The sequence below is a fragment of the Bradyrhizobium sp. SZCCHNR1017 genome (assembly GCF_032381375.1).
Classification (GTDB): Bacteria; Pseudomonadota; Alphaproteobacteria; order Rhizobiales; family Xanthobacteraceae; genus Bradyrhizobium.
The window spans coordinates 14,484-39,210 of record NZ_JAUHIR010000020.1 but is presented as its reverse complement, the minus strand read 5'-3'; the positions used below and the strand labels follow the sequence as shown (position 1 = coordinate 39,210).

Annotated in this window: 22 protein-coding genes; 12 read left to right on the top strand and 10 right to left on the bottom strand. The window is 66.7% G+C overall.

The window, feature by feature from the left end:
- Positions 1-140 precede the first annotated feature (140 nt).
- Complete coding sequence (locus tag QW863_RS31805; RefSeq protein WP_315717926.1) at positions 141-767, top strand: invasion associated locus B family protein; 627 nt, start codon at positions 141-143, stop codon at positions 765-767.
- An 84-nt stretch (positions 768-851) separates the two neighbouring features.
- Here QW863_RS31805 and QW863_RS31800 read toward each other — a convergent pair whose 3' ends face one another.
- A complete protein-coding gene (locus tag QW863_RS31800) occupies positions 852-1,352 on the bottom strand; it encodes a GNAT family N-acetyltransferase (RefSeq protein ID WP_315717960.1) in 501 nt (166 codons plus the stop codon).
- A gap of 84 nt (positions 1,353-1,436) precedes the next feature.
- Here QW863_RS31800 and tldD point away from each other — a divergent pair, with 84 nt between their 5' ends.
- The 4 genes from tldD to QW863_RS31780 all read left to right on the top strand — a co-directional run bounded on the left by tldD (position 1,437) and on the right by QW863_RS31780 (position 4,656).
- Positions 1,437-2,861 (top strand): metalloprotease TldD, encoded by a 1,425-nt coding sequence (gene tldD / locus QW863_RS31795; RefSeq protein WP_315717927.1) that lies wholly within the window; start codon positions 1,437-1,439, stop codon positions 2,859-2,861.
- Positions 2,862-2,872: 11 nt separating this feature from the next.
- Positions 2,873-3,661: a signal peptidase I gene (lepB, locus tag QW863_RS31790; protein WP_409977988.1), complete on the top strand. Its 789-nt coding sequence runs from the start codon at positions 2,873-2,875 to the stop codon at positions 3,659-3,661.
- 10 nt (positions 3,662-3,671) lie between these two features.
- The gene (locus QW863_RS31785) at positions 3,672-4,010 is read left to right on the top strand and encodes an MmcQ/YjbR family DNA-binding protein (protein ID WP_315717929.1); all 339 of its coding nucleotides are present in this window, start codon (positions 3,672-3,674) and stop codon (positions 4,008-4,010) included.
- Between the two features lie 76 nt (positions 4,011-4,086).
- On the top strand, positions 4,087-4,656 hold the full coding sequence (locus tag QW863_RS31780) for a nucleotidyltransferase family protein (RefSeq protein ID WP_315717961.1): 570 nt from the start codon (positions 4,087-4,089) through the stop codon (positions 4,654-4,656).
- 269 nt (positions 4,657-4,925) lie between these two features.
- Here QW863_RS31780 and QW863_RS31775 read toward each other — a convergent pair whose 3' ends face one another.
- From QW863_RS31775 to QW863_RS31765, 3 genes are all read right to left on the bottom strand, one after another.
- Positions 4,926-5,567: a PAN domain-containing protein gene (locus QW863_RS31775; protein WP_315717962.1), complete on the bottom strand. Its 642-nt coding sequence runs from the start codon at positions 5,565-5,567 to the stop codon at positions 4,926-4,928.
- 234 nt (positions 5,568-5,801) lie between these two features.
- Entirely contained in the window at positions 5,802-7,172 is a 1,371-nt protein-coding gene (locus QW863_RS31770; RefSeq protein WP_315717930.1) for a glutamate--cysteine ligase, read from the bottom strand.
- Positions 7,173-7,268: 96 nt separating this feature from the next.
- Positions 7,269-7,757, bottom strand: coding sequence for a helix-turn-helix domain-containing protein (locus tag QW863_RS31765; protein ID WP_315717931.1), 489 nt, complete (start codon positions 7,755-7,757; stop codon positions 7,269-7,271).
- A 147-nt stretch (positions 7,758-7,904) separates the two neighbouring features.
- Between QW863_RS31765 and gstA the strand changes: the two genes are divergently transcribed.
- Positions 7,905-8,519 carry a glutathione transferase GstA gene (gstA, locus tag QW863_RS31760; RefSeq protein ID WP_315717932.1) on the top strand — a complete coding sequence of 205 codons (615 nt, stop codon included), beginning with the start codon at positions 7,905-7,907 and terminating at the stop codon, positions 8,517-8,519.
- Positions 8,520-8,707: 188 nt separating this feature from the next.
- On the opposite strand, the gene QW863_RS31755 is transcribed toward gstA, so the two are convergent.
- The 4 genes from QW863_RS31755 to QW863_RS31740 all read right to left on the bottom strand — a co-directional run bounded on the left by QW863_RS31755 (position 8,708) and on the right by QW863_RS31740 (position 14,700).
- Positions 8,708-10,921 (bottom strand): 3-hydroxyacyl-CoA dehydrogenase NAD-binding domain-containing protein, encoded by a 2,214-nt coding sequence (locus tag QW863_RS31755; RefSeq protein ID WP_315717933.1) that lies wholly within the window; start codon positions 10,919-10,921, stop codon positions 8,708-8,710.
- 168 nt (positions 10,922-11,089) lie between these two features.
- On the bottom strand, positions 11,090-12,298 hold the full coding sequence (locus QW863_RS31750; RefSeq protein ID WP_315717934.1) for an acetyl-CoA C-acetyltransferase: 1,209 nt from the start codon (positions 12,296-12,298) through the stop codon (positions 11,090-11,092).
- Positions 12,299-12,381: 83 nt separating this feature from the next.
- The gene (locus QW863_RS31745; protein ID WP_315717935.1) at positions 12,382-14,172 is read right to left on the bottom strand and encodes an acyl-CoA dehydrogenase C-terminal domain-containing protein; all 1,791 of its coding nucleotides are present in this window, start codon (positions 14,170-14,172) and stop codon (positions 12,382-12,384) included.
- Between the two features lie 129 nt (positions 14,173-14,301).
- The gene (locus QW863_RS31740) at positions 14,302-14,700 is read right to left on the bottom strand and encodes a nuclear transport factor 2 family protein (RefSeq protein WP_315717936.1); all 399 of its coding nucleotides are present in this window, start codon (positions 14,698-14,700) and stop codon (positions 14,302-14,304) included.
- Between the two features lie 137 nt (positions 14,701-14,837).
- On the opposite strand from QW863_RS31740, the gene QW863_RS31735 reads away from it, so the two are divergent.
- From QW863_RS31735 to QW863_RS31715, 5 genes are all read left to right on the top strand, one after another.
- The gene (locus tag QW863_RS31735) at positions 14,838-15,425 is read left to right on the top strand and encodes a PadR family transcriptional regulator (protein WP_315717938.1); all 588 of its coding nucleotides are present in this window, start codon (positions 14,838-14,840) and stop codon (positions 15,423-15,425) included.
- A 188-nt stretch (positions 15,426-15,613) separates the two neighbouring features.
- Positions 15,614-19,135, top strand: coding sequence for a hypothetical protein (locus QW863_RS31730; RefSeq protein ID WP_315717939.1), 3,522 nt, complete (start codon positions 15,614-15,616; stop codon positions 19,133-19,135).
- A gap of 156 nt (positions 19,136-19,291) precedes the next feature.
- Complete coding sequence (locus QW863_RS31725) at positions 19,292-20,125, top strand: hypothetical protein (protein ID WP_315717940.1); 834 nt, start codon at positions 19,292-19,294, stop codon at positions 20,123-20,125.
- Between the two features lie 159 nt (positions 20,126-20,284).
- Entirely contained in the window at positions 20,285-21,211 is a 927-nt protein-coding gene (locus tag QW863_RS31720) for a sulfite exporter TauE/SafE family protein (RefSeq protein ID WP_315717941.1), read from the top strand.
- A complete protein-coding gene (locus tag QW863_RS31715) occupies positions 21,208-21,987 on the top strand; it encodes a TIGR02186 family protein (protein ID WP_315717942.1) in 780 nt (259 codons plus the stop codon). Before QW863_RS31720 ends, QW863_RS31715 begins: the two co-directional genes overlap by 4 nt.
- 11 nt (positions 21,988-21,998) lie before the next feature.
- On the opposite strand, the gene QW863_RS31710 is transcribed toward QW863_RS31715, so the two are convergent.
- Both QW863_RS31710 and QW863_RS31705 read right to left on the bottom strand, forming a co-directional pair.
- Entirely contained in the window at positions 21,999-22,778 is a 780-nt protein-coding gene (locus QW863_RS31710; RefSeq protein WP_315717943.1) for an MBL fold metallo-hydrolase, read from the bottom strand.
- Positions 22,775-23,695, bottom strand: a complete 921-nt coding sequence (locus QW863_RS31705) for a DMT family transporter (RefSeq protein WP_315717944.1) — start codon at positions 23,693-23,695, stop codon at positions 22,775-22,777. Before QW863_RS31705 ends, QW863_RS31710 begins: the two co-directional genes overlap by 4 nt.
- 97 nt (positions 23,696-23,792) lie before the next feature.
- Here QW863_RS31705 and QW863_RS31700 point away from each other — a divergent pair, with 97 nt between their 5' ends.
- Positions 23,793-24,659, top strand: a complete 867-nt coding sequence (locus QW863_RS31700; RefSeq protein ID WP_315717945.1) for a LysR family transcriptional regulator — start codon at positions 23,793-23,795, stop codon at positions 24,657-24,659.
- Positions 24,660-24,727: the final 68 nt, after the last annotated feature.

The window sequence follows — 24,727 nt, the reverse complement described above, 5'->3', positions numbered from 1 at the left end:
GCGAGGCGCAGCGGCAGCGCCCACCAGGGTGCGGCCATATTTGGTATCGTTTCGTGCCGTACGCCGGTGACGCTGTCCTCAAGACGCCATCATTGCCGTATCATGGCGTCGGACGCGCAGATCACCCACAGGAAATTGTCATGGCACCGACCCGGATCAGGGTTTCAACGGACAGGACAGCTGACATGTCGACCCCAGCTGCGAATGACTCGCGCCGTTTGTACCGATTCAGCGCGGTGCGTGCGCGACTCGCGCGTGTTGCCGCGATGACCTCCGCGGCGACCGCGGTCGCGATGATCGCTGCGACGGTGATCGGCGCGCCGCACGCGGCGTTGGCGCAGGGCGCGGTGCGCTCGGTGCATGGCGACTGGCAGATCCGCTGCGACACGCCGCCCGGCGCGCAGAGCGAGCAGTGCGCGCTGATCCAGAGCGTCGTGGCCGAGGACCGTTCCAATGCCGGCCTCACCGTGATCATGCTGAAGACCGCAGACCAGAAGAGCCGGCTGATGCGCGTGGTGGCGCCACTCGGCGTGCTGCTGCCGTCCGGCCTCGGCCTGAAGCTCGACAACCAGGACGTCGGCCGCGCCGGCTTCGTGCGCTGCCTGCCCAATGGCTGCGTCGCCGAGGTGGTGCTGGAGGACAAGCTGCTCGGCCAGCTCAAGACGGCGAAGACCGCGACCTTCATCATCTTCGAGACGCCGGAGGAAGGCATCGGCTTCCCGCTGAGCCTCAACGGCCTCGCCGAAGGCTTCGACAAGCTGCCCTGACGTCGACTGCGATTGACAGACCCTTCGCAGCACGATGCCGTGATCGAGCCGTGAGTTCGCGCGTCTGAATGCGCGCCCGCGGCCTCAGCGCCGCCCGTCGAGCGCCAGCGCCATCACCAGCAGGGTCTTGTCGAACCCGTCATCGCCGGGCTCCCGCGGCTGCACCGCCTTGAGCAGGAATCCGGCCTTCTGGTACAGCCTGATGGCGTTGGTGTTGCTGCGGTAAACCGTGAGCTCGACACGCGAGAAGCCGGCCGCCCGCGCCGCCTCGAGCGCCGCCGCCATCAGTCGTCTGCCCAGGCCCTGGTGCCGGAACTGCGGCATAAGGCCCATGCCGAGCACCCCGATCCGGGCATCGATTGGCCCCGATTTGGGCGTCACATCGCACCAGCCGACCACCTCCCCGGCCGAGAGAGCGACGAATTGCGGATATCCCTCGTGGATGTTGTTCAGAATGAAGGCGCGCGTCGACTCCAGCGGCGGCGCCTGCACGAACGACAAATAGCGCCGTTCGCGCGCGACGTAATCGAGCGTGCGGTGGAAGCTCTCGATGTGAGCGGACGTGATGGGAACGATCTCAACCATGTCAGTTCGGTAATCATCCAGCCCCTCGCGCCCCGGCGTCAAAACAACTATCTTGGAATGAACGCTCCGACAACGGATTGACCCATGACTGCTCCCACCACTTCCCTGCTCGAACGCGCCAATCTGGACCGTGATGCGGTCCGGAGCGAGGTCGCGCGTGGCCTGGCCGGCGCCGATGACGGCGAATTGTTCTTCGAATACAGCCAGACCGAAGCGCTGACCTTCGACAATGGCCGGCTGAAGCAGGCGACCTATGACACCAGCCAGGGATTCGGCCTGCGCGCGGTGAAGGACGATGCAGTCGGCTATGCCCATTCCTCCGACGTCTCGCTGCCGGCGCTGATGCGCGCAGCCGATGCCGTCAGCGCCGTGCGCGGCGGCTATTCCGGCACGTTCGCGAGCCCGCCGCCGCACACCAACGTCCGGCTCTATGGCGACGATAATCCGCTGGATGCTCCGGGGTTCGAAAGCAAGGTCAAGCTGCTCGGCGAGATCGACGCTTACTTGCGCGACAAGGATCCGCGCGTGCGCCAGGTGACCGTGAGCCTCGGCGCAACCTGGCAGGTCGTGGAGATCCTGCGGCCCGACGGCGAGAGCTATCGCGACATCCGCCCGCTGGTGCGCGTGAACGTCTCGGTGGTCGCCGGCCAGGGTGATCGCCAGGAGACCGGCAGCAAGGGTTATGGCGGCCGCGAGGCCTATGCCCGCTTCATCGAGACCAAGGCGTGGCGCGAGGCCGCCGACGGCGCGCTGCGCGAGGCCCTGGTCAATCTGGAATCGGTCCCCGCTCCCGCCGGCGAGATGGACGTCGTGCTCGGCGCCGGCTGGCCCGGCGTGATGCTGCACGAGGCCGTCGGTCACGGCCTCGAGGGCGACTTCAACCGCAAGAAGACCTCGGCCTTCGCCGGGCTGATGGGCAAGCCGGTCGCCGCCAAGGGCGTCACCGTGGTCGATGACGGCACCATGGCCTCGCGCCGCGGCTCGCTGTCGATCGACGACGAGGGCACGCCGACCAGCCGGACCGTGCTGATCGAGGACGGCATCCTGGTCGGCTACATGCAGGACCGCCAGAACGCGCGGCTGATGAACATGGCGCCGACCGGCAACGGCCGCCGTCAGGGCTACGCGCACGTGCCGATGCCGCGCATGACCAACACCTACATGCTGGCCGGCGAGCGCGACCCGGCCGAGATCATCGCCTCGGTCAAGAACGGCATCTATGCCGTCAATTTCGGCGGCGGCCAGGTCGACATCACCTCGGGCAAATACGTCTTCCAGTGCACCGAGGCCTACAGGATCGAGAACGGCAAGGTCGGTGCGCCGGTGAAGGGCGCGATGCTGATCGGCAACGGCCCGACGGATTTGAACCGCATCAGCATGATCGGCAACGATCTGTCGCTCGATACCGGCATCGGCACCTGCGGCAAGAACGGCCAGGGCGTGCCGGTCGGCGTCGGTCAGCCGACGCTTCGCATGGATCGCATTACGGTGGGAGGCACGGGCCGATGAGCCTTGAGAAGATGTCCACGGACAAGACCACCAAGGCGACGCGCGCGGGCGGCGTCCGCAAGGAAAGCACCTGGGGCGGCCAGCTCGCGCAGCTCGTCGCGGTCGTCATGGTGGTGTTCGTCGCCAAGGGCGCCATCGCCGAGCCGTTCTACGTGCCGTCGGGCTCGATGGAGCCGACCTTGATGATCGGTGACGCCCTGCTGGCGTCGAAATTCCCCTATGGCTACGGCACCTCGTCGCTGCCGATGCAGATTACGCTGCCCGAGACCGGCCGCCTGTTCGGCGAGACGCCGAAGCGCGGCGACGTCGTCGTGTTCCGCTGGCCGGGCGACAACTCGCAGGCCTGGGTCAAGCGCGTCGTCGGCCTGCCCGGCGACCGCATCCAGATGCGCCAGGGCCAGCTCTACATCAACGGCCAGGCCGCGGCGCTCAAGCCCGACGGCATCGGCGATGCCGAGGACGACACTGGCCGCAACGAGCCGGCCTATCGCTACGTCGAGACGCTGCCGAATGGCGTGTCGCACCTGATCTTCAAGATGCGCGACAACGGCCGGCTCGACAACACGCCGGAGGTGACGGTGCCGCCCGGCAAGCTGTTCGTGCTCGGCGATAACAGAGACAACTCCGCCGACAGCCGCGTGGCCTTGCGCGACGGCGGCGTCGGCCTGCTGCCGATCGACAACCTCGTCGGCCGCGCCGATGCCGTGGTCGGCTCCTGGGACCTCGGCTTCAAGAACCAGCCGGTTTGGGCCTGGCTGTCCGGCTTCCGGCTCGATCGCTTCTTCACCGCGGTGCGCTGAGCGAACGCCGATGACCTTCGACGATGTCAGGGCGCTTGCGCTGGCATGGCCGGAAGTCGAGGCCGGCACGTCCTATGGGACACCCGCGCTGAAGGTGCGCAAGAAGATGCTGGCGCGCCTGAAGGAGGACGGGGACAGTCTCGTCCTTCCAGGCGTGCCGCCGGACGAACGCGCGATGCTGGTGGAAAGCCGGCCGAAGCTGTTCTACGTCACCGATCACTACCGCGACTATCCGATCGTGCTGCTGCGCCTGTCGAAGGCGAGGCGCGCCGACGCAGAGCCGCTGTTGCGCCGGCAGTGGCGGGCATTGGCCTCGAAGAAGGCGCTCGCCGTGTTCGATCGCAGCTGAAACGGGCTGCACGCCGTCCTCCATCTCGTGTATTGAACGTGTCGACGGCACCCATGTTCTGATGCCTTCGACCATCATGACCAAGGACGATTTCATCGCAGCCGCGCTGCGCAACCCCGTCAACGCCGCGATCATGCACGTGATGCGTGAAACGGCCGTGCCCGATGCCTGGGTCGTCGCCGGCTGCCTGACTCAGAGCGTCTGGAACGTGCGGACCGGCCGTCCGATCGACCACGGCATCAACGACTACGACATCTTCTATTTCGATCCGGATACGTCGTGGGATGCTGAGGACGCCGTCATCCGGCGCATCGCATCCTACCTCCATGACATCGAAGCCAAGGTGGAGGTGCGCAACCAGGCCCGCGTCCATCTCTGGTATCCCGCCAAGCACGGTCGTCCCTACCCCGCCGTGTCGCGATCAACCGATGGAATCGACCGGTTTCTCACCGTCAACACGCAGGTCGGGCTCCGCCCCGTTACCGATGGATACGAGCTCTATGCGCCCAGGGGCCTCGCTGACATCGCGCAGATGATCGTGCGGCCAAACTATACAGCCAACTTTTCGGCGACGAACTATGCGGCCAAGGCGACGCGCTGGAAGACGCTGTGGCCGGAGATCACAGTGATAGCCGCGGCGGATTGAGCGCGACCAGACAGGATCGGGAGCCCCCTCTCTCATCCGTCATTCCGGGGCGCGCGCAGCGCGAGCCCGGAATCCATAACCACCATCGTGATTATGGATTCCGGGCCCGTGCCGCTGCGCGTCACGTCCCGGAATGACGACTGAGTTTGGCGCGCCACCGGTGCACGATGCTTCTTCGACATCGCATCTTCAGTTGGCATCATTGCGAGAGCTCGCAATAACGGTGGCTCTGACGATCGACAAGAAGGAGCGAGACTCATCGTCGCGCACTATCGCACGACGCCCGACGTAAAGCCCGCCCGCCGGCGCGGCGGCTTGATTTCCTTCTTCAGAAAGCAATGCGCTTCCTTGCCGGCATAGCCGGGCCGCGCAAAGGTCCAGGCGCGGCATTTGTTGTCGCCGGTGCATGCGGCCTTGCAGATGTCCTCGGCGTCGGCGGCCTTCTCTTCCTTCTTGTCCGCCGCCTTGTCGCTGCCCTTGTCAGCGGCCTTCTCGCCGCCCTTCAGATCGGTGGTCTTGATGTCGAAGCTGCGGTAGTCGCCGCCGGGACGGTCGATCGACGTCTCGACCGCATCGTTGCGGATTTCGACGACGCCCGCACCGCGCACGCCGGAAACGCAGCAATTGTCCGGCACGCGCGCCGGCACGCTGTTCTTCAGCCAACACACCGCGCCCGCTTCCATCACGGTCGGATAGTTGAAGCTCCAGGCGCGGCAGCGCCGGTCGTGCTCGCACAGCAGCGCGCAGTCCGCCGGGTCGCCGGAGGCGATCGGCGCGCTCATGTAGTCGCCGCCGGGACGATCGGAATAGGTCTGGGCTGAAGCCGGCGTCAGGCACGCAGCCGCGAACAGGCACGCCAGTACCCTCAGCCATGCCCCGATGAAGCGCCCCACGCGCCGCCGCTGAACCATCCGACCCATTGTTAATGTTCGAGTTTTCTTACGAGTTTTTAGGCAGTCATTTGATCGCCACGAACCTGTATGGCGGATGAACGGCCCGGACCGGCGGGAGCTGCGGAAGGCAAAGCAGCGGCGCCCAGGCGCTGAATCGAACCTGGGACACAAATAGCAACAAAAAACAGCGGACCCGTGCCGCCTCAACGCGGAACAGGCGACGCAGCGAACCTGCAGGCTCGGCCGTTCCGATCAGAACGCATATTCGTCGTAGGCCGGCTCCACCGAGCCGCCCCACGGGCCGTCGAACTTCTCCAGCATCTCCTCGGCCGGCGAGCGGCCGCAATCGATGATCTGATCGAGCGGCTCGAGAAAGCGGCTCTCGTCGCGGCCGAGATGGTCGATGCGACTGCGCCGGCGGAGGCCGAGATGCGCCAGGGTCAGGCATTCCTTGGCGATCTCGAACACGTAGCGGTTGCGAACACGCGCCTTGAAGCCGAGGCGCGGCACGTCGTCGCGCAGGTTCTGGCGCTCGAACGCGGTCCAGGTCTTGACCAGGTCCCACGCCGCGTCGAGGCTGACGTCGTCGTAGAGCAGGCCGACCCAGAACGCCGGCAGCGCCGGCAGCCGGCCCCATGGCACACCGTCGGCACCGCGCATTTCCAGGTAGCGCTTCAAGCGCACCTCCGGGAAGATCGTCGAGAGGTGATTGGCCCAGTCCGACAGCGTCGGACGCTCGCCCGGCATCGCCGGGTTCTTGCCTGCGAAGAAGTCGCGGAACGAGGTGCCGGAGACGTCGATATAGGTCTCCTCGCGTTTCACGAAATACATGGGAACATCGAGCGCGTAGTCCACCCAGCGCTCGAAACCCATGCCATCCTCGAACGCCCACGGGATCATGCCCGAGCGCTGATTGTCCGTGTCGCGCCAGATCTCGGAGCGGAACGACAGGAAGCCGTTCGGCTTGCCTTCGGTGAACGGCGAATTGGCGAACAGTGCGGTCGCGATCGGCTGCAGCGCCACCGAGACCCTGAGCTTCTTGACCATGTCGGCTTCGGAAGAGAAGTCGAGATTGGTCTGCACGGTGCAGGTCCGGTACATCATGTCGAGACCGTAGCGGCCGACCTTCGGCATGTAGCTGGTCATGATCTTGTAGCGGCCCTTGGGCATCACGGGAATTTCGGCGCGCGACCAGGACGGCGTCATGCCCAGGCCGAGAAAGCCGATGCCGAGCGGAGTCGCGATCTCGCGGACCTGCGCCAGATGCGCCATCAGTTCCGCATGCGTCTGGTGCACGGTCTCGACCGGCGCGCCGGACAGCTCGAACTGCCCGCCCGGCTCCAGCGAGATGGCGCCGCCGCCGGTCACGTCATAGAGCCCGATGATGTTGCCGCGCTCCATGATCGGCTCCCAGCCGAGCAGGAGCTTCATGCCTTCGAGCAGCGCGCCGATGCCGCGCGCGCCCTCGTAGGGCACGGGGCGGTGACCGTCGAGCGTGAACGGCGTCTTCTCGTGCTCGGTCCCGATGCGGAAGGCGGACGGCGGCTTCACGCCGGCCGCAATCCACGCCACCAGCTCGTCGCGCGACTGCAGCGGGGTCATATCGATCTGGTCACGCGCCATGGGAGTCTCGGTTCAGAAGCGCTTCGAGGGTCGCGCGGGGTGACAGGAAGGGCCGCGGACCCCAGGGGGCCGCGGATGTGAATGGGAACGGATGCTTCATCGGGTCGCCGCGCCCTCTCCAGCCGCCAACGGAGCGGCCTGACCACAGGAGCAGCCAAGGCGATCCAGCAGCATGCAAAGCTTGGCAGCGTCGGTATCCGACAGCTTGGAGCCGACATGCTTCTCGATCGCGGCCGAATAGGCCGACCACATCCGCTTCTGCAGCTCGCGTCCGGCCTCGGTGATCTCGACGAACTGGCCGCGCTTGTCCATCTTGCATTCGCGCCGGACGACCAGACCTTCGTCGACCAGCCGGTCGATCAGCCGGGAGGTGGAATATTGCGGGATCAGCATCTGCCGCTCCAGCTCGACCGGGCGCAGCTCGCCCGCGGGCGCCCGGGACAGCTCCAACAGCGCATCATACCAGGCGAGCGGCGGAAAACCGGCCTTCTTCAGCTCCTGCTCGACGCAGTCCAGCACCCGGCTCTGGACCCGCATCAGGCGGATCCAGGCGGCGGTCGCCTCGGTCGATGGTTTGCGTTTCATGGGCCGGCTCGTATCCTCGGATGCGCAGTCTAGCGCATTCGATGCAGCTGCATCAATCTTGACTATTCCATGCACCTGCATGTAAGGGCGGGTGTGACCGCTCGATAGGTTCCAAGGACAAAAACGGTCTCACGGAGGGAATACAAGATGAAGCTTTATTATTCACCCGGCGCCTGCTCGCTCTCGCCCCATATCGCCCTGCTCGAGGCCGGCCTGCCCTACGACCTGGTCAAGGTCGATCTGCGCGCCAAGACCCTGGAAAATGGTGACGATTACCTGAAGATCAATCCGAAGGGCCAGGTGCCGGCGCTGGGGTTGCCGAGCGGGGAGATCGTGACCGAAGGCCCGGTGATCGTCCAGATGATCGCCGACCAGGCGGCGACCAAGAACCTCGCCCCGGCGCGCGACAGCGGCGAGCGCTACAAGCTGCTGGAGTGGCTGAACTTCATCACCTCCGAGCTGCACAAGAATTTCGGCCCGATGTTCTCACCGGTGCTCGCCGACGACGCCAAGGCGTTCTTCAAGGACCGCGTGATGGGCAAGTTCAAATACATCGACAGCCAGCTCGCCGGCCGCGACTACCTGATGGGCCAGCAATTCACGGTGGCCGACGGCTATTTGTTCACCATCCTGACCTGGGCGGACCGGATGAAGTTCGACCTGTCGGCGATGCCGAATCTCGTGGCCTACAAGAACCGCGTCGCCGCACGGCCGAAGGTGCAGGAGGCGCTGACCAAGGAAGGGCTGATGAAGGCGGGGTGAGCGAGATCTTGAAAGAACTCGCTGTTGCTTCTCGGGCAGTGTGTTCTCTCCCCCCTTGTGGGGGAGAGATAGAGAGGGGGGTAGCCACAAGCGCTGGTGCCTGTGGCTACCCCCCTCCCTAACCCTCCCCCACAAGGGGGGAGGGAATGGACAGCAAGCGCGGCTCGCTTCCGCCTAGCATTCCGGTCTCAAGCCGCCGCCTTCTTCGGCGGGAAGCGGCCGTAGAAGGTTTCGCCCTTGGCGGCCATCTCCTCCAAGAGCTTCGGCGGGGCGAAGCGCGAGCCGTACTTCGCCGTGAACTTGTGGCACAGCTCGACGAACTTCTTCGTCCCCATGAAGTCGATGTAGGACAGCGTGCCGCCGGTGAACGGCGCGAAGCCGAACCCTAAGATCGAGCCGACATCGGCCTCGCGCACGTCGGTGATGACGTGGTCCTCGACGGTGCGCGCGGCTTCCACCGCCTGCACCACCAGGAAGCGCTGCTTCAGCTCCTCGACATCGAGCGTGTCGGGATCGAGATGCTTCGGCTGCAACGACGGCAGCTCCGGCCACAGGCTCTTCTGGCCCTTGCCCTTCTCGGGATAGTCGTAGAAGCCCTTGGCGTTCTTGCGGCCGAAGCGGCCCTGCTTCTCGACCAGCTCGACCATCAGCTTCTTGTGGTCCTGGTTGATCGCGTTGGGGCCGAGATCATGCTCGGTCGCCTTCATGATCTTGAGGCCGAGATCGAGCGCGACTTCGTCCGACAGCGACAGCGGGCCGACCGGCATGCCGGCCATCTTGGCGGCGTTCTCGATCATCGCCGGCGGCACGCCTTCGAGGAACATCTCGTTGCCTTCCGCGATGTAGCGCATCACGCAGCGATTGGCGAAGAAGCCGCGGGAGTCGTTGACCACGATCGGCGTCTTGCCGATGGCGCGGACGTAGTCGAGCGCGGTCGCCAGCGCGACGTCGCCGGTGTTCTTGCCCATGATGATCTCGACCAGCATCATCTTCTCGACCGGCGAGAAGAAGTGGATGCCGATGAAGCGGCCCTGGTCCTTGAACTCCTCGGCCAGCGAGGTGATCGGCAGGGTCGAGGTGTTCGACGCGAAGATCGCGCCGTCCTTCAGATAGGCCTGCGCCTTGGCGTAGGTCTCGGCCTTGACCTTGCGGTCCTCGAACACGGCCTCGATGACGAGATCGCATTCCTTCAGCGCCGCGTAGTCCGCGGTCGCAGTGATGCGGCCCATGATCGCCTCGGCCTCGCCCGGCTTGGCGCGGCCCTTCTTGACCAGGCCGTCGATCACGCTCTGCGCATGCGCCTTGCCCTTGTCGGCGCTCTCCTGATCGCGGTCGATCAGCACGACCTCGAGGCCGCCGCGGGCCGAGACGTAGCCGACGCTGGCGCCCATGAAGCCGGCGCCGATCACGGCGATCTTCTTGATCTTGGTCGCCGGCACGTCCGCCGGGCGGCGCGCACCCTTGTTGAGCTCCTGCATCGACAGGAACAGGCTGCGGATCATCGCCGCCGCTTCCTTCGAGCGCAGGATCTTGGTGAAGTAGCGCGATTCGACGCGCAGCGCGGCATCGATCGGCAGCTGCAGGCCTTCATAGACGCAGCTCATGATCGCGCGCGCGGCCGGGTAGTTGTCGTAGGTCTCGCGGCGATAGATGGCGTTGCCGGCCGGGAACATCATCATGCCGTTCTTCGAGAACACCGGGCCGCCGGGCAGCTTGAAGCCCTTCTCGTCCCACGGTGCGACGGCCTTGCCACCGCCCTTGATCCAATCCTTCGCGGCCTTGATGAGGTCGGCCGCCGGCACGATCGCATCGACCAGCTTCATGGCCTTGGCCTTGTCGAGCGTCAGCGCCTCGCCCTTCAACAGCAGGTTCATCGCGTCCTGCGGCTGCACGATGCGCGGCACGCGCTGGGTGCCGCCGGCGCCCGGGAACAGGCCGACCTTGATCTCGGGCAGGCCGAGCCGGGTCTTCGGATTCTCGGCCGCGACACGGTAGTGGCACGACAGGGTGATCTCGAAGCCGCCGCCGAGCGCAAGACCGTTGATCGCAGCGACCCACGGCTTGCCGGAGGTTTCCATCGCCCGGTTGATGAGCGAGAACCGCCGGCTGGTGTCGAACAGCATCTGGTTGGCGGCTTCCTCGCCCTTGCTCTTCAGCACGTCCAGATAGATGCGGTTCATGCCCTCGAGCATCGACAGATCGGCGCCGGCGCAGAACGCCTCCTTTGCCGAGGTGATGACGACGCCCTTGATGGCGGCGTCCGCAGTGGTCTCCTTGACGAGGGCCTCGAGCTCGTTGGTCGAGGTCTCGTCGAGCACGTTCATCGAACGGCCCGGAATGTCCCAGGTGATCAGCGCAATGCCGTCGGCATCGGTTTCGAGCTTGAAGTTCTTGTAGGCCATGTGGTGCTCCCAGATTTGGCAGGGGCGCGTCTGTGCTGCGTCAGCCCCGATGTTTCGTCTCCCCTCCCCCTTGCGGGGAGGGGTCGGGGGTGGGGGTCCTCACGGGCAGTGGAGCGCGTGGCACCCCCCTCCCCGACCCTCCCCCGCAAGGGGGGAGGGAGCGCACCGTCACACCCGCTCGATGATGGTCGCGGTGCCCATGCCGCCGCCGATGCACAGCGTCACCAGCGCGGTCGCCTTGCCGGTGCGCTCGAGCTCGTCGAGCACGGTGCCGAGGATCATCGCGCCGGTGGCGCCGAGCGGATGGCCGAGCGCGATCGCGCCGCCATTGACGTTGATCTTGTCCTTGTCGATCTCGAACGCCTGCATGTAGCGCAGCACAACCGAGGCGAACGCCTCGTTGAGCTCGAACAGATCGATGTCGGATTTCTTCATGCCCGAGCGCTCGAACAGCTTCTCGGTCACGTCGACCGGGCCCGTCAGCATCATCGCGGGCTCCGAGCCGATATTGGCGAAGGCGCGGATTTTCGCGCGCGGCTTCATGCCGTACTTCGCGCCTGCCTCCTTGCTGCCGAGCAGCACCGCACCGGCGCCGTCGACGATGCCCGAGGAGTTGCCGGCGTGATGCACGTAGTTGACGCGCTCGATCTCCGGATGCGACTGGATCGCCACCGCGTCGAAGCCGCCCATCTGCGCCATCTGCACGAACGACGGCTGCAACTGCGCCAGCGACTGCATCGTCGTCGAGGGACGCATGTGCTCGTCCTTGGCGAGGATGGTCAGGCCGTTGATGTCCTTGACCGGCACCACCGACTTGTCGAAGCGGCCTTCCTCCCAGGACTTCGCCGCGCGCTGCTGGCTCTGCACCGCATAGGCGTCGACGTCGTCGCGCGAGAAGCCGTATTTGGTCGCGATCAGGTCCGCCGAGACGCCCTGCGGCATGAAGTAGGACGGCACCGCCATCGACGGATCCATCGGCCAGGCGCCGCCGGACGCACCGATGCCGACGCGGCTCATCGATTCCGCACCACCACCGATGACCAGCTCATGCTGGCCGCTCATGATCTGCGCCGCGGCGAAGTTCACGGCGTCGAGGCCGGAGGCGCAGAAGCGGCTGATCTGAATGCCCGGAACGGCATCGCCGAGACCCGCATTCAGCGCGGCGAAGCGCGCGATGTCGGAGCCGGCCTCGCCGACCGGATCGACCACGCCGAGCACGACGTCGTCGACCGCGTCCTCGGGGATGTTGTTGCGGTCCTTCAGCGCCTTCAAAGGCACGGTGGCGAGCGCGAGCGCGGTCACCTCATGCAGGCTGCCGTCGGCCTTGCCGCGGCCGCGGGGAGTCCGTACGTGGTCGTAGATAAAGGCCTCAGGCATCACGCCCTCCTCATCTGGTCAGATTTGTTGTTCGCATTGACGACGGAGCCCGCGCGCGGCGCGCACCGGCTGTCGTCTGATCCTCAGAAGGCTTCCGCCGGCAGTTCCATCACGGTCGCACAACCGGCCTGGAGGCGGGCGAGATGCGCCGCCGTTTCGGGCAGCACGCGCTCCATGAAGAAGCGACCCGTCACCAGCTTGGTGGTGAGATAGGTCGAGCCGTCGCCGGCCGCAATCTTGTCCTGCGCCACCTTCGCCATCTTCGCCCACATGTAGCCGAAGGTGACCAGCGCAAAGAGATGCATGTAGTCGGTCGCGGCGGCGCCGGCATTGTCCGGCTTGGTCATCGCGTTCTGCATCAGCCACGTGGTGGCCTGCTGCAGATGGCCGAGCGCGGTCGACAACGGGGCTACGAACGGCTTCATCGCATCGTTGCCGCCCTGCTCCTTGGCGAACGAGCCGACCTCGTTGAAGAAGGCCATCACGGCGCGGCCGCCGTCGCGCGGCAGCTTGCGGCCGACGAGATCCAGCGCCTGGATGCCGTTGGCGCCTTCGTAGATCATGGCGATGCGCGCATCGCGCACGAACTGCTCCATGCCCCACTCGGCGATGTAGCCGTGGCCGCCATACATCTGCTGCGCCTGGACCGCGTTGGCGAAGCCCATGTCGGTCATGTAGCCCTTCATGACCGGGGTCATCAGGCCCATGTGGTCGTCGGCGGCCTGGCGGTCCTTCGGGTCCTGCGAGCGGTGCGCGACGTCGCTCTTCAGCGAGGTCCACACCACCATGGCGCGCGCGGCCTCGTTGAAGGCGCGGATCGACAGCAGGGTCCGGCGCACGTCGGGATGCACGATGATCGGATCGGCGGCCTTGTCGGGCGCCTTGGGCCCAGTCAGCGAGCGGCCCTGGATGCGCTCGCGCGCATAGGCGACCGCGTTCTGATAGGCCACCTCGGACTGCGCGAGACCCTGCACGGCGACGCCGAGCCGGGCCTCGTTCATCATCACGAACATGCCCTGCATGCCCTTGTTCTCTTCGCCGATCAGCCAGCCGGTGGCGTTGTCGTAGTTCATCACACAGGTCGAATTGCCGTGGATGCCCATCTTGTGCTCGATCGAGCCACAGGTGACGCCGTTGCGCGCACCCACCGTGCCGTCGGGATTGACCATGAACTTGGGCACCACGAACAGCGACACGCCCTTGATGCCGGCCGGCGCGCCCTCGATGCGGGCGAGCACGAGGTGGATGATGTTGGGAGCCAAGTCATGCTCGCCGGCCGAGATGAAGATCTTGGTGCCGGAAATCCTGAAGCTGCCGTCGGCCTGGCGCACCGCCTTGGTGCGGAGCAGGCCGAGGTCGGTGCCGCAATGCGGCTCGGTGAGGTTCATGGTGCCGGTCCACTCGCCGGCGACCATCTTCGGCACGTAGGTCTTCTTCTGCTCCTCGCTGCCATGCACGATGAGTGCGGCGGTGGCGCCCATGGTGAGGCCGCCATACATCGAGAACGCCATGTTGGCGGAGCACTGGAATTCGTTGACGGTCTGGCTGAGCGTCACCGGCAGGCCCTGCCCGCCATATTCGGTTGGCGCCGACAGGCCGAGCCAGCCGCCCTCGACGATCTGCTTGTAGGCGTCCTTGAAGCCTTTCGGCGTGGTCACGCTGCCGTCGTCATGGCGCTTGCAGCCTTCGAGATCACCCACGCGATTCAGCGGATGCAGCACCTCTTCGGCGAGCTTGGCGGCTTCGCCGAGGATCGCCTCGCGGACATCCGCCGAAGCATCGGAGAATCCCGGCAGATTGTCGTAGCGGTCGATCTGGAACACGTCGTTGAGCAGGAAGGTGACATCTTCCACGGGGGCTTTGTAGATCGGCATTGGCGTCTCCGGCAGGAAGGCTGAAGTTTCAGACGGGGAATTCCACGGACGCGGCAGGCAATGCAGGCCGCGGACTGTAGCGATTTCTCAAGGCTTGCGGCAGCCGTTAGTTTGCGACTGTCGGTCGCGTCACGACGGCTTGCTCATGGCGGCGAGCTGTTCGCCCATCAGGCGGTGCAGCAAATTGATCGCCTTGAGCGGGCGCACCATGACCTTGAAATGTGTGATCAGACCGGCGTCGTCGAAGCTGATGATGTCGACGCCGTTGAGCTTGATCCCTTCGATCTCGTTCTCGAATTCGAGCACGGCGCCCGTGGCGTTACGCCACTCCCCGACATACTTGAATCCGGGACCGCCTAAGACTTTCTCAGCACTCGCGAGATATTTGAAGGTAATGTCGCGGCCGCGTTGCGGCGTGTGCACGACGGGACTTTCGAACACGGCGTCGGGATGCAGCAGCTCCCGCAAAGCGCCGAGATCGTGAGACCTCATGTAGCCGTACCATCCATCGAGGCCGGTCATTGTCATTGGGCGTCTCCTCGGGGCGGAACAGGCCAGCACCACAACCACCCCATATGCACATTGACGCATATGCGCCAGTGTGCATAATGTCAAGCGTGGAGCGGGGCAGAACACGATCAGAAAAACGGGAGCAGTTTCCGGCCATGGCCCTCGGCGACGCCATCCTCGCCTGCCTCACCGAACATCCGATGACGGGCTACGAGCTCGCCAAGACGTTCGACTCCTCGATCGGCTTCTTCTGGAAGACGGACCACCAGCAGATCTACCGCGAGCTGTCGCGGCTGCGCGACCGCGGCTACATCCAGGGGCGCGAGGTGGTGCAGACCGGCAAGCCCAACAAGCTGGTCTACACATTGACCGCGGAGGGCCGCGCGGCGTTTCGCAGCTGGGCGGCGCGGCCGAGCACGCCGGCCTCGACGAAGGACGATCTTCTCGTCCGGCTCTATGCACTGGGCGCCGCCGACATCGGGCCGATCCGGGCCGACCTGATGGCGCGGCTCGAGCATCATCGCGACCGCGCCGAGCGTTACGATCGCATCCTCAAGAAGCATTATGCGGACGGCAACGTGGCCCCGGCCGATATGGGCAAGCTCCTCAACCTGCGTCTCGGCCTGCGCCACGAACGCATGGTGGCGGAATGGTGCGAGGAAGCGATCACCGCGCTGTCGACGATATCCGGCGCGAGCAGCGTGCGACCGCTCGACCCATCATCACGTGAAAATGCCGGCTGATACCCGCCGTTTGATAGGGCAAAACTTCTGGCCGCGCCGGCGGTAAACTTAACGCGTTATTTACCGTAAAAGTCAAAAGTCGGGACCTGGAGCAGACGATCTGCGCGGACCCGTTCATGTTCATGTCCGGGACGCGTGGGGAGGCTGGAGGCGCTTGGTGGAGCGCTGGAAGCGGAACCGGACGAGACATGAATTCGCGCGTACCGTGGAGTAATGAAGGCATCGACCCGTCCGTCCGCGAGAGGGCCGAGGCCGCGGCGCAACGCGCCGGAATGACGCTGAACGACTGGATCAACTCCACGCTCGGCGCATCGACCCCGCCCGATTTCCGCGGCAGCCCCGCGCCACGCAGCACGCCGACCGTCAGCCGCGATGCCCGCGAGGTGACCGACATCCATCAGCGGCTCGACTCCATCGCACGGCAGATCGAGCAAATGTCGCGCCCCGTCGCGCGCAAGGATGGGCCACGCGACGAGCAGGGCGTCGCGCGTCAGCTGAACGACGCGATCTCGCGGCTCGACGCCCGCCTGTCGCAGATCTCGACGCCGCTGCGCAAGCCGGACACCGAGGACCGCTATCGTGGTCCTGACGGCGTCGAGCGCGCCGCTGCGCAGCTCTACCGGCCCGCCCAGCCGCTCAGCGCGGGTTCGTTCGACGTGGCCGTGGCCGAGATCAGCGCCCGCCAGAGCGAGCTCGACAATGCGCGCCCGCTGCCGCCGCACCAGGCACCGCCGACCGCGCCTGCCATGGCATCCGCAGCAGCGCCGCTGATGACTCCGATCAGCGCGCCGCTGACGCCGCCGCAACCGGCAGCCCCCACTCCCGATTTCTCGCTGCTCGAACGCCATCTGCTGAAGATCACGAGCCAGATCGAGGCGCTGCATCGCCCCGACGACGGCATCGAGCAGTCGATCGCCGGCTTCCGCAACGAGCTCTCCGAAATTCGTCACGCCATCACCGAGGCGATGCCGCGCCGGGCGATCGAGTCGATCGAGAACGAGATTCGCTCGCTGTCGCGCCGTATCGACGAGAACCGCAACACCGGCGTCGACGGCCACGCACTGGCCGGGATCGAGCGCGCGCTGACCGACATCCGCGAGGTCGTCGGCTCGCTGAAGCCTGCCGAGCAGCTCGCCGTCTATGACGAGGCGATCCGCAATCTCGGCGCCAAGCTCGACCTGATCCTGCGCGCCAATGACGACCCTGGCACCGTGCAGCAGCTCGAAAGCGCCATCGCGGCGCTGCGTGCGATCGTCGCCAATGTCGCCTCCAACGACGCGCTGGAACGACTGTCGGACGATCTCCGCCAGCTGTCGTCGAAGGTCGACCAGGTCACACAGGCGCGCGACAATCACGACTCGTTCCACGAGTCGTTTGCGGCGCTCGAACAGCGCATTGCCGCGCTGACCTCGACCCTGGAAAGCCGCGAGCCGCCGGCGGCCGCGCCCGACCACACTGCCCAGATCGAGGACGCGCTGCGCGGCCTGTCCGACCGCATCGACCGCCTGCAGGTCGGCAACGACGGCTCATCGGCGATCACCCATCTCGAACAGCGGATCAGCTATCTGCTGGAGCGGCTCGAGGCCGCCAACGACCCGCGCGGCGGCAACATGACCCGCGTCGAGGACGGCCTGCAGGACATCCTGCGCTATCTCGAACGGCAGCAGGCGACCTTCGCAGCGCTGGCGGAGAGCCGGTCGCAGCGCGAAACGTCGCAGGACGGCGGCCTGATCGACATGGTCAAGCGCGAGCTGTCCGACATCCGCTTCAGCCAGACCGAGACCGACCGCAACACCCAGGACTCGCTCGAGGCCGTCCACAACACGCTGGGGCACGTCGTCGACCGCCTCGCCATGATCGAAGGCGACCTGCGCAATGTGCGCGCCACCGCGAGCCCGCCGGCCGCGCTGCCGCCGCTGGCACCGCCAATCGAGTCGCCGATGCCGGCCGCACGCGCGCCGGCGCCCCAGGCCTTTGCCGAGCCGGCCAGGCCAGAGCCCGCCTACCGGCCTGAGCTGCCCAATCCGGCGGCCGAGCAGCCAGCGGGACAGATTGTCGCTCCGGCCGCGGGTCAACAGGCGTTCGCGGCCGCCTCGCGCGACTTCCACGCCGCGCAGGCGACGGCGGCCACCATGCCGCCGCCGATTCCGCCGAAGGCGATCGCCGACATCCTCGAGCCGCACACAGCACAGGCGCCCCGCCCGACCGTCATCGTCCCCGAGCTGCCGCCGGATCATCCGCTCGAACCCGGCACCCGTCCGCCTGGCCGGACCGCATCGCCCGCCGAGCGGATCGCCGCGTCCGAGGATGCGCTGAGCGAGCTTCCCGCCGGCAAGCGGGAGCCGGTGTCGACGTCGAGCTTCATCGCGGCTGCGCGCCGCGCGGCGCAGGCCGCGGCGGCTGCACAGCCCGTGGACGCCAAGAAGGCGAAGAAGGACAAGCCGAAGGAGAAGGCCAAGGAACCGCCGAAAGACCTCCCCAAGGACGTCGCCAGCGACGCTGTCAAGCCCAAGGCCAAACCCAAGGACAAGCCGACGTTCGCTCTCACCGCCGAGGGTGACGAGGAAGTCTCGACCATTGGGTCGAAGATCCGCTCGCTCCTGGTCGGGGCCAGCGTCGTCGTGATCGTGCTCGGCACTTTCAAATTCGCGATGTCGCTGCTCGACAGCGGCAGCACGCCGCCACCGATCTCGCCGATGGAAACCCAGGGCGAGGCGCCGCGCGCGCAGATGCCGTCGGCCTCGCCGAGCCTGTCGCCGCGGCCGACGACGCCCGACCAGAGCGTGCCGTCGTTGACGTCGCCGACGCCGATCGACCGTCAGTCCTACAATCGGGCCATGCCGAGCGAAGCGGAGACGATCGCAATGCTCGCGATCCCGCAGGACGTCGAAAAGCCAGCCACATTACCTGCTGCCGTCCCCACTGATATCACCGGCACGATCCCAACCGCTGCCAACGGCCAGAAGCTCGGCTTGGTGCAGGTGCCCGCCTCCGAGAAGCTGCCCGATGCCATCGGCGGACTGGCGCTGCGCAATGCCGCCCTGAAGGGTGATCCGACCGCCGCCTACGAAGTCGGCGTGCGCTTTGCCGAGGGCAAGGGCGTCGCGGCGAACTATGAGGAAGCCGCGAAGTGGTATGACCGCGCCGCGCAGGCGGGGCTGATCCCGGCGGTCTTCCGTCTCGGCACCTTCTACGAGAAGGGTCTCGGCGTGAAGAAGGACGCCGACATCGCCCGCCGCTACTACGTGGTCGCCGCCGAGCGCGGCAACGCCAAGGCGATGCACAATCTCGCCGTGCTGGACGCCGACGGCGGCGGCAAGGGCGCGAACTACAAGAGCGCCTCGCAATGGTTCCGCAAGGCCGCCGAGCGCGGCGTCGCCGATAGCCAGTTCAACCTCGGCATCCTCTATGCCCGTGGCATCGGCGTCGAACAGAACCTCGCCGAATCCTACAAATGGTTCACCCTGGCCGCAGCGCAGGGTGACGTCGACGCGGGGCGCAAGCGCGACGATGTCGCCAAGCGGCTCGATGTCCAGTCGCTCGCCGCGGCCAAGCTCGCGATCCAGACCTTCACGGTCGAACCGCAGCCCGACGACGCCGTGAACGTGCCGGCGCCCGTCGGCGGCTGGGATGGCACGCAGGCGATCGCCAAGGCAGCCGCGGCCAAGGCGGCGCTGGCGAAGCGCGCGGCTGCGACGGCGCCGCGCTGACACGGGCATAGCGCCCCTCTTTCGACATGGACGAGCGTCCGCGCACAGCCTGAAAAATCCTCCCGGCTTGCGATCGCGCCGCCATAGTGTCGCGCGGTCGATCGATATAGGTTGTCGCGGCGGATCATCACGAGCGCCGCGAGGGAGCATCGACGGGTGTCAGCGGGGAACGACCAACAGGACGGCGCGCGCTTCCTGCAGTCGCCGACGGGCCCCCGCGTGCCGCCGCGGACTACGGCGAACGTCGCCGCTGCTCCGCCTCCTCGCCAACGAATGCAGCAAGTGACCGACGGCTATCCTGCGGCGTTCCGATGGCGCCGGCTGGCTTCCGTCATCTTCTTCGTTGCAATCGTGCTCGGCGGAGGCATTCGCGCCTACCGCGACCTGTCGCGACCCGACGCCTGGTCGTTCTGGAAGGATCAGTACATCTCGCCGAGTCTGTCGGCGGCGCTGGTCGCCGACCCCGCGCTTGCCGGGCTGGGCGGCAGGCGCACCGTGCTCGCCGTCAGCGGCCCCATCGGGCCAGCGGCGGCCGGCTGGCTGCGCGAGCGGATCAGCGAGGCCCGTCTCAAGCCGGGCGACGTGATCCTGCTGTCCTCGCCCGGCGGCAACCTCGACCAGGGGGTGCTGATGGGCGAGATCATCCGCGCCCATGGACTCGCTACCGCCGTCGGCGTGGCCGACAATGCCGGCCGCATCCGTCCGGGCTTCTGCGCCAGCGCCTGCGTGTTCGCCTTTGCCGGCGGGCAGACCCGCTACGGCCTCGATGGTTCGGCGCTCGGCGTGCACCGCTTCACGTCGGAGGCCCGTGGCGCCGACGCGGTCGCCGACACCCAGCGCGTCACCGGCGCCATCCTCGGCTACATGACGCGCATGGGCGTATCGTCGCAGGTCATCGAGGCGATGTCGCAGACCCGCGACATCCGCTGGCTCGATCCGGGCGATGCCGAGGCCATGAGGCTGGTGACCGCGCCGCTCAAGGCCCTTTGACGGAGCGCCCAGACCCCCACGTTCGGCGTCGGTGGATGTGACGTCGACTTCGGGCGGGAATGACTGATCCCTTCGCTGCCATTTTCGGTTATGCAGGAGCTTGGCATCCTGCGTCGCATGCGCGGGATGCTCGCTCGAAGGATCGCAGAGGCCGCGCGGATGCAGATTTATCTTCCGATCGCCGACATCCCGGTCAACATCTTCCTGTTGCTGGCGATGGGCGCGGCCGTCGGCTTCGTCTCCGGCATGTTCGGCATCGGCGGCGGGTTCCTGATGACGCCGCTCCTGATCTTCGTCGGCATCACCCCCGCGGTCGCGGTCGCCTCGGTCTCCAGCCACATCGCCGCCTCCTCGTTCTCCGGGGCGCTGTCCTATTGGCGACGGCGCGCCATCGATCCCTCGCTGGCCGCGGTGTTGATGATCGGCGGCGCGCTCGGCACCGGACTCGGCGTCGCCACCTTCACCCTGTTGCGGTCGCTCGGCCAGCTCGACCTGATGATCGCGCTGTCCTATGTCGTCCTGCTGACGAGCGTCGGCGGCACGATGTTCTGGGAGGGTCTGCGGGCGATGATGCGCGCGCGCCAGGGCGCGGTCGCGACCGTGCGGCGTCCGGGCAGCCATGTCTGGATCCATGGCCTGCCGCTGAAGATGCGCTTCAAGCGCTCGAAGATCTATGTCTCCGTCATTCCGGTGATCGCCATCGGCCTCATCATCGGCTTCCTCGGCGCCGTGATGGGCATCGGCGGCGGCTTCATTCTGGTGCCCCTGCTGATCTACCTGCTGCGCGTGCCGACCTCGACCGTCATCGGCACCTCGATGGTCCTGACGCTCGCGACCATGATGATCGCGACCATGCTGCACGCGATGAGCAATCATCTGGTCGACGCCGTGCTGGCGCTGATCCTGATGGTCGGCGGCGTCACCGGCGCGCAGTTCGGGGCCCGCGCCGGCCAGATGATCCGCGGCGAGCAGCTGCGGCTGCTGCTCGGCCTGCTGATCCTCGCCGTCGGCATCCGGTTCGCGATCGAGCTCGTGATCAAGCCCGACGACCTGTTCACGATCCGCGAGACCGAGATCAGCAGATGACGCCGCTCCGCCTCGCCAGCCTCACCTTCATGCTGCTGCTTGCCGGCGCCGCATCGGCGCGCGCCGAGCGGCTGATCGTCTCGGTCTCCAACCATCGCGTGACGGTGACGCCGAACTATTCCGGGGAGGAGCTGGTGCTGTTCGGCTCGGTCGAGAAGGACACCCAGACCCCGCCGGGTCGCACCGCCTATGACCTCGTCGTCACCGTCCGGGGCCCGCGGGCCGACATGGTGACGCGGCGCAAGGAGCGCAAGTTCGGCATCTGGATCAACACCGACTCGCGCCAGTTCCTCAAGGTGCCCGGCTATCTGGCGCTGTTCGCCAACCGCCAGTTCGACGCGATGGCCGCGCCCGAGGTGCTGCGCCGGCAGCAGCTCGGACTCAACAACGTGCTGCTGACCCAGCGCGTCGGTCCCGACTATGCCGACGTGGTCCCGAACGACGCGTTCCGCAGCGCCTTCGTGCGGCTGCAATCGCAGCACGGCCTGTACCGCGAGGATACGTCCGCGGTGACCTTCCTCACGCCGACGCTGTTCCGCACCGGCATTCCGCTCCCCGCTGCGGTGCCGATCGGCACCTACGAGGTCGAGATCAAGCTGCTCGCCGACGGCGCGCTGGTCACCAAGACGGAGACCGCGTTCGAGATCGTCAAGGTCGGCTTCGAGCAGTTCGTCGCGAACTCGGCGCGGCAGAGCGGCTTCGTCTACGGCCTCGTCACCGCCGCGATGGCGCTGATGACGGGATGGATGGCGTCGATCGTGTTCCGTCGGGATTGATCTTTTTCTCATCAGGGGGAGGAGCTGGGTGGCGAGGCGATCACCGTCCGCACACCGGGCTCCAGAAGCTTCAGCCGCGCACCGAACCCGAGCGCATCGAAGGTCTTGCGCAGGTCCTGCGCGCTCTGGCGGAAATGCGCCCAGCCATCCGTGTGAACCGGAACGATGGCGGCCTCGGCAAACACGCGCGCGGTCTCGATCGTGTCGTTGGTGTCCATGGTGAGGTGGAACGGCCCGCGTGTCTGCGCCGCTCCGGCAAAGGGCATCACGACACCAGGCTTGAAACGCCGCGCCACCTCCGCCACGCCGTCATAGAACACCGTGTCGCCACTGACATAGACGGGCGCGCCGTGCTGCGGGATCAGGACGAAGCCGATCACATCGCCCGCGAGCGGCTCGATGCCGGCGGGACCATGGCGCGCCGGCGTCGCCGCGACCGTGAATGTCCTGCCGCCTTTGCTGAGCTGCGTCGTCTGCCACGGCGCCAATCCTTCCGCCAGCGCACCGAGCCTGCTTGCGCCGACTTCCGTCGGGAGCACGCGCGGTGCGCGTCTCAAGAAGGCGCGGCCGCCATGGTCGAGATTGTCGGAGTGCTGATCATGGCTCAGCAGCACCGCATCGACCTCCCCGATCGCCTCAGCGGTCATCGCTGGTCCAGTGAGCTTCTCCAGTACGACATGCGGCAATTCATAGCGGCCGGGAGCATCGAATGTGGGATCGGTCAGCAGGCGGAAGCCATCGATTTCGATAAGGGCGGTCGGGCCGCCGATCAGGGTGATCGCAACACTCATGACGATGCTCCAATGGTACGGGCCGGCGCCCGCGTGACCAGATAGATCCCGAGCGCGACGGGAACGACGCCGAGCAGGTCCTGCAGCGCCACGTGCTCGCCGAGCACCAGGAAGGCGAAGATCATCGCGAGCGGCGGCATCACGAAATGATAGGCGCTGGCCGCGGTCGCGCCGCATACTTTCAAGAGATGGAACCAGAGCACATAGGCCAGGATCGAGCCACCGAGCACGAGGAAGGCGAACGCGCCGATCAATTGCGCATTCGGCACGATCTCGCCCACGTGCGACACGCCGAGCGCGACCGGCCATAACACCAGCCCGGCTGAGAGGTTCTGGATGCCGTTGCCGACCCACAGGCTGCCCTGCGGGGCGAGCTGCTTGAACAGAATGGTGCCGGTCACGATCGAGGCCAGCGCCGCCAGCGTATAGAGAATGCCTTCGAGCTGGTCGGTGCCGACGGACATACGGTGCCAGACGATCATGGCGACGCCGATGGTGCCAAGCGCGAGGCCTGAGATTTTGCGCAGGGTCAGCGGCTCGCCCAGCAGCAGCGCCGCGAACACCGCGGTGAACACCGGATTGGCCGAGACGATCAGGCCGCCGAGCCCCGCCGACACGGTCTGCAGCCCGGTGTAGCCGAGACCGAGATACAGCGCGTTGTTGGCGATGCCGATGATCGCGAACACGGCCGCATCGCGCCAGCTCATGCGCAGCTCGCCCCGGACCGCCGGCACCACAAGAATGAGGACACCAGCGAGCGAGAACCGCGCCGCGAGCAGCAGCAGCGGCGGACAATAAGTCACCCCGATCTTGCCGGCAACGAAGGCAAAGCTCCACAACAGGCAGAACAGGCCGATTTCGAGCGGCAGCAGGTTGGACTTCTCGGGGCTCACGGCAACGGAGGATACGGACGACATCGGAGGTCTCCTTCGCCGCCGGTGTAGGGCTGTTCTTTCCCATTTGGAAATTAAATGATAGACTGACACTCAGTGGTTTTCCGAATGGAGGTCCCGCGTGCTCGATCTGGACCTGTTGCGCAGCTTCGTCTCGGTGGTCGAGGCCGGCGGCTTCACCCGCGCGGGCGAGCGCGTCCACCGCACGCAGTCGACGATCAGCCAGCAGATTCGCCGGCTGGAGGACGACCTCGGCCAGACGCTGCTCAACCGCGACGGCCGCGAGGTCACGCCGACCGAGGCCGGCGAACGGCTGTTGTCCTATGCCCGCCGCCTGCTCGCGCTCGCCGAGGAGGCCCGCGACGTCGTGGCGCGGCCCGGACCCGACGGCGCGGTGAAGCTCGGCATCCCCGAGGATTTCGCGGCCTACCGGCTCGCCAAGCTGCTCGCCGCGTTCTCGCGCGCCCACCCCGATCTGCGGCTCGACGTGCGCGCCGACCAGAGCCTCAACCTCAAGCGCGACATCGAGCGCGGCGATCTCGATCTGGCGCTGCTCAAGCGCGGTGCCGACGACGCACACGCAGCGATCGCGGCATGGCCGGAGCAGGTCTATTGGGTGACCAGCAAGAGCCATCCGGTCAACCTCGAGGCCCGCTCGCTGCCGCTGATCGGCTTCCCGCTCGGCTGCATCTATCGCACCCGCGCGATCCATGCGCTGGAGAGCGAGGGACGCGCCTGGCACATGGCCTACACCTCGTCGAGCCTCGCCGGCATCCAGGCCGCGGTCGCCGCCGGCATGGGGCTGAGCATCCTGTCCGAGATGTCGGTGCAGTCGGAGCACCGCGTGCTGACCGCCCGCGAGGGCTTTGCGCCGATCGAGCGCACCGAGGTCGCGCTGGTCGCCTCGCCCGACGCCAGCCCGGCGACGCTGCGCCTGGCCGACCGGCTGGCCGAGTTCTGCGAGAAGGTGCAGGCGAAGGCGGCCTGACGGGCATTCGTCCGCGGCTCCGGCGACCATGACGCCACGAGGACGCTGCGTTCCCTCTCCCGCTTGCG

Coding starts and splice junctions, on each gene's coding strand:
- QW863_RS31785 (WP_315717929.1), top strand. CDS start 3,672: ATGACCTTCGACGATGTCAGGGCGCTTGCGCTGGCATGGCCGGAAGTC.
- tldD (WP_315717927.1), top strand. CDS start 1,437: ATGACTGCTCCCACCACTTCCCTGCTCGAACGCGCCAATCTGGACCGT.
- lepB (WP_409977988.1), top strand. CDS start 2,873: ATGTCCACGGACAAGACCACCAAGGCGACGCGCGCGGGCGGCGTCCGC.
- QW863_RS31770 (WP_315717930.1), bottom strand. CDS start 7,172: ATGGCGCGTGACCAGATCGATATGACCCCGCTGCAGTCGCGCGACGAG.
- QW863_RS31765 (WP_315717931.1), bottom strand. CDS start 7,757: ATGAAACGCAAACCATCGACCGAGGCGACCGCCGCCTGGATCCGCCTG.
- QW863_RS31740 (WP_315717936.1), bottom strand. CDS start 14,700: ATGACAATGACCGGCCTCGATGGATGGTACGGCTACATGAGGTCTCAC.
- QW863_RS31720 (WP_315717941.1), top strand. CDS start 20,285: ATGCAGATTTATCTTCCGATCGCCGACATCCCGGTCAACATCTTCCTG.
- QW863_RS31710 (WP_315717943.1), bottom strand. CDS start 22,778: ATGAGTGTTGCGATCACCCTGATCGGCGGCCCGACCGCCCTTATCGAA.
- QW863_RS31755 (WP_315717933.1), bottom strand. CDS start 10,921: ATGGCCTACAAGAACTTCAAGCTCGAAACCGATGCCGACGGCATTGCG.
- QW863_RS31705 (WP_315717944.1), bottom strand. CDS start 23,695: ATGTCGTCCGTATCCTCCGTTGCCGTGAGCCCCGAGAAGTCCAACCTG.
- QW863_RS31750 (WP_315717934.1), bottom strand. CDS start 12,298: ATGCCTGAGGCCTTTATCTACGACCACGTACGGACTCCCCGCGGCCGC.
- QW863_RS31775 (WP_315717962.1), bottom strand. CDS start 5,567: ATGGTTCAGCGGCGGCGCGTGGGGCGCTTCATCGGGGCATGGCTGAGG.
- QW863_RS31800 (WP_315717960.1), bottom strand. CDS start 1,352: ATGGTTGAGATCGTTCCCATCACGTCCGCTCACATCGAGAGCTTCCAC.
- QW863_RS31780 (WP_315717961.1), top strand. CDS start 4,087: ATGACCAAGGACGATTTCATCGCAGCCGCGCTGCGCAACCCCGTCAAC.
- QW863_RS31735 (WP_315717938.1), top strand. CDS start 14,838: ATGGCCCTCGGCGACGCCATCCTCGCCTGCCTCACCGAACATCCGATG.
- QW863_RS31730 (WP_315717939.1), top strand. CDS start 15,614: ATGAATTCGCGCGTACCGTGGAGTAATGAAGGCATCGACCCGTCCGTC.
- QW863_RS31715 (WP_315717942.1), top strand. CDS start 21,208: ATGACGCCGCTCCGCCTCGCCAGCCTCACCTTCATGCTGCTGCTTGCC.
- QW863_RS31805 (WP_315717926.1), top strand. CDS start 141: ATGGCACCGACCCGGATCAGGGTTTCAACGGACAGGACAGCTGACATG.
- QW863_RS31745 (WP_315717935.1), bottom strand. CDS start 14,172: ATGCCGATCTACAAAGCCCCCGTGGAAGATGTCACCTTCCTGCTCAAC.
- gstA (WP_315717932.1), top strand. CDS start 7,905: ATGAAGCTTTATTATTCACCCGGCGCCTGCTCGCTCTCGCCCCATATC.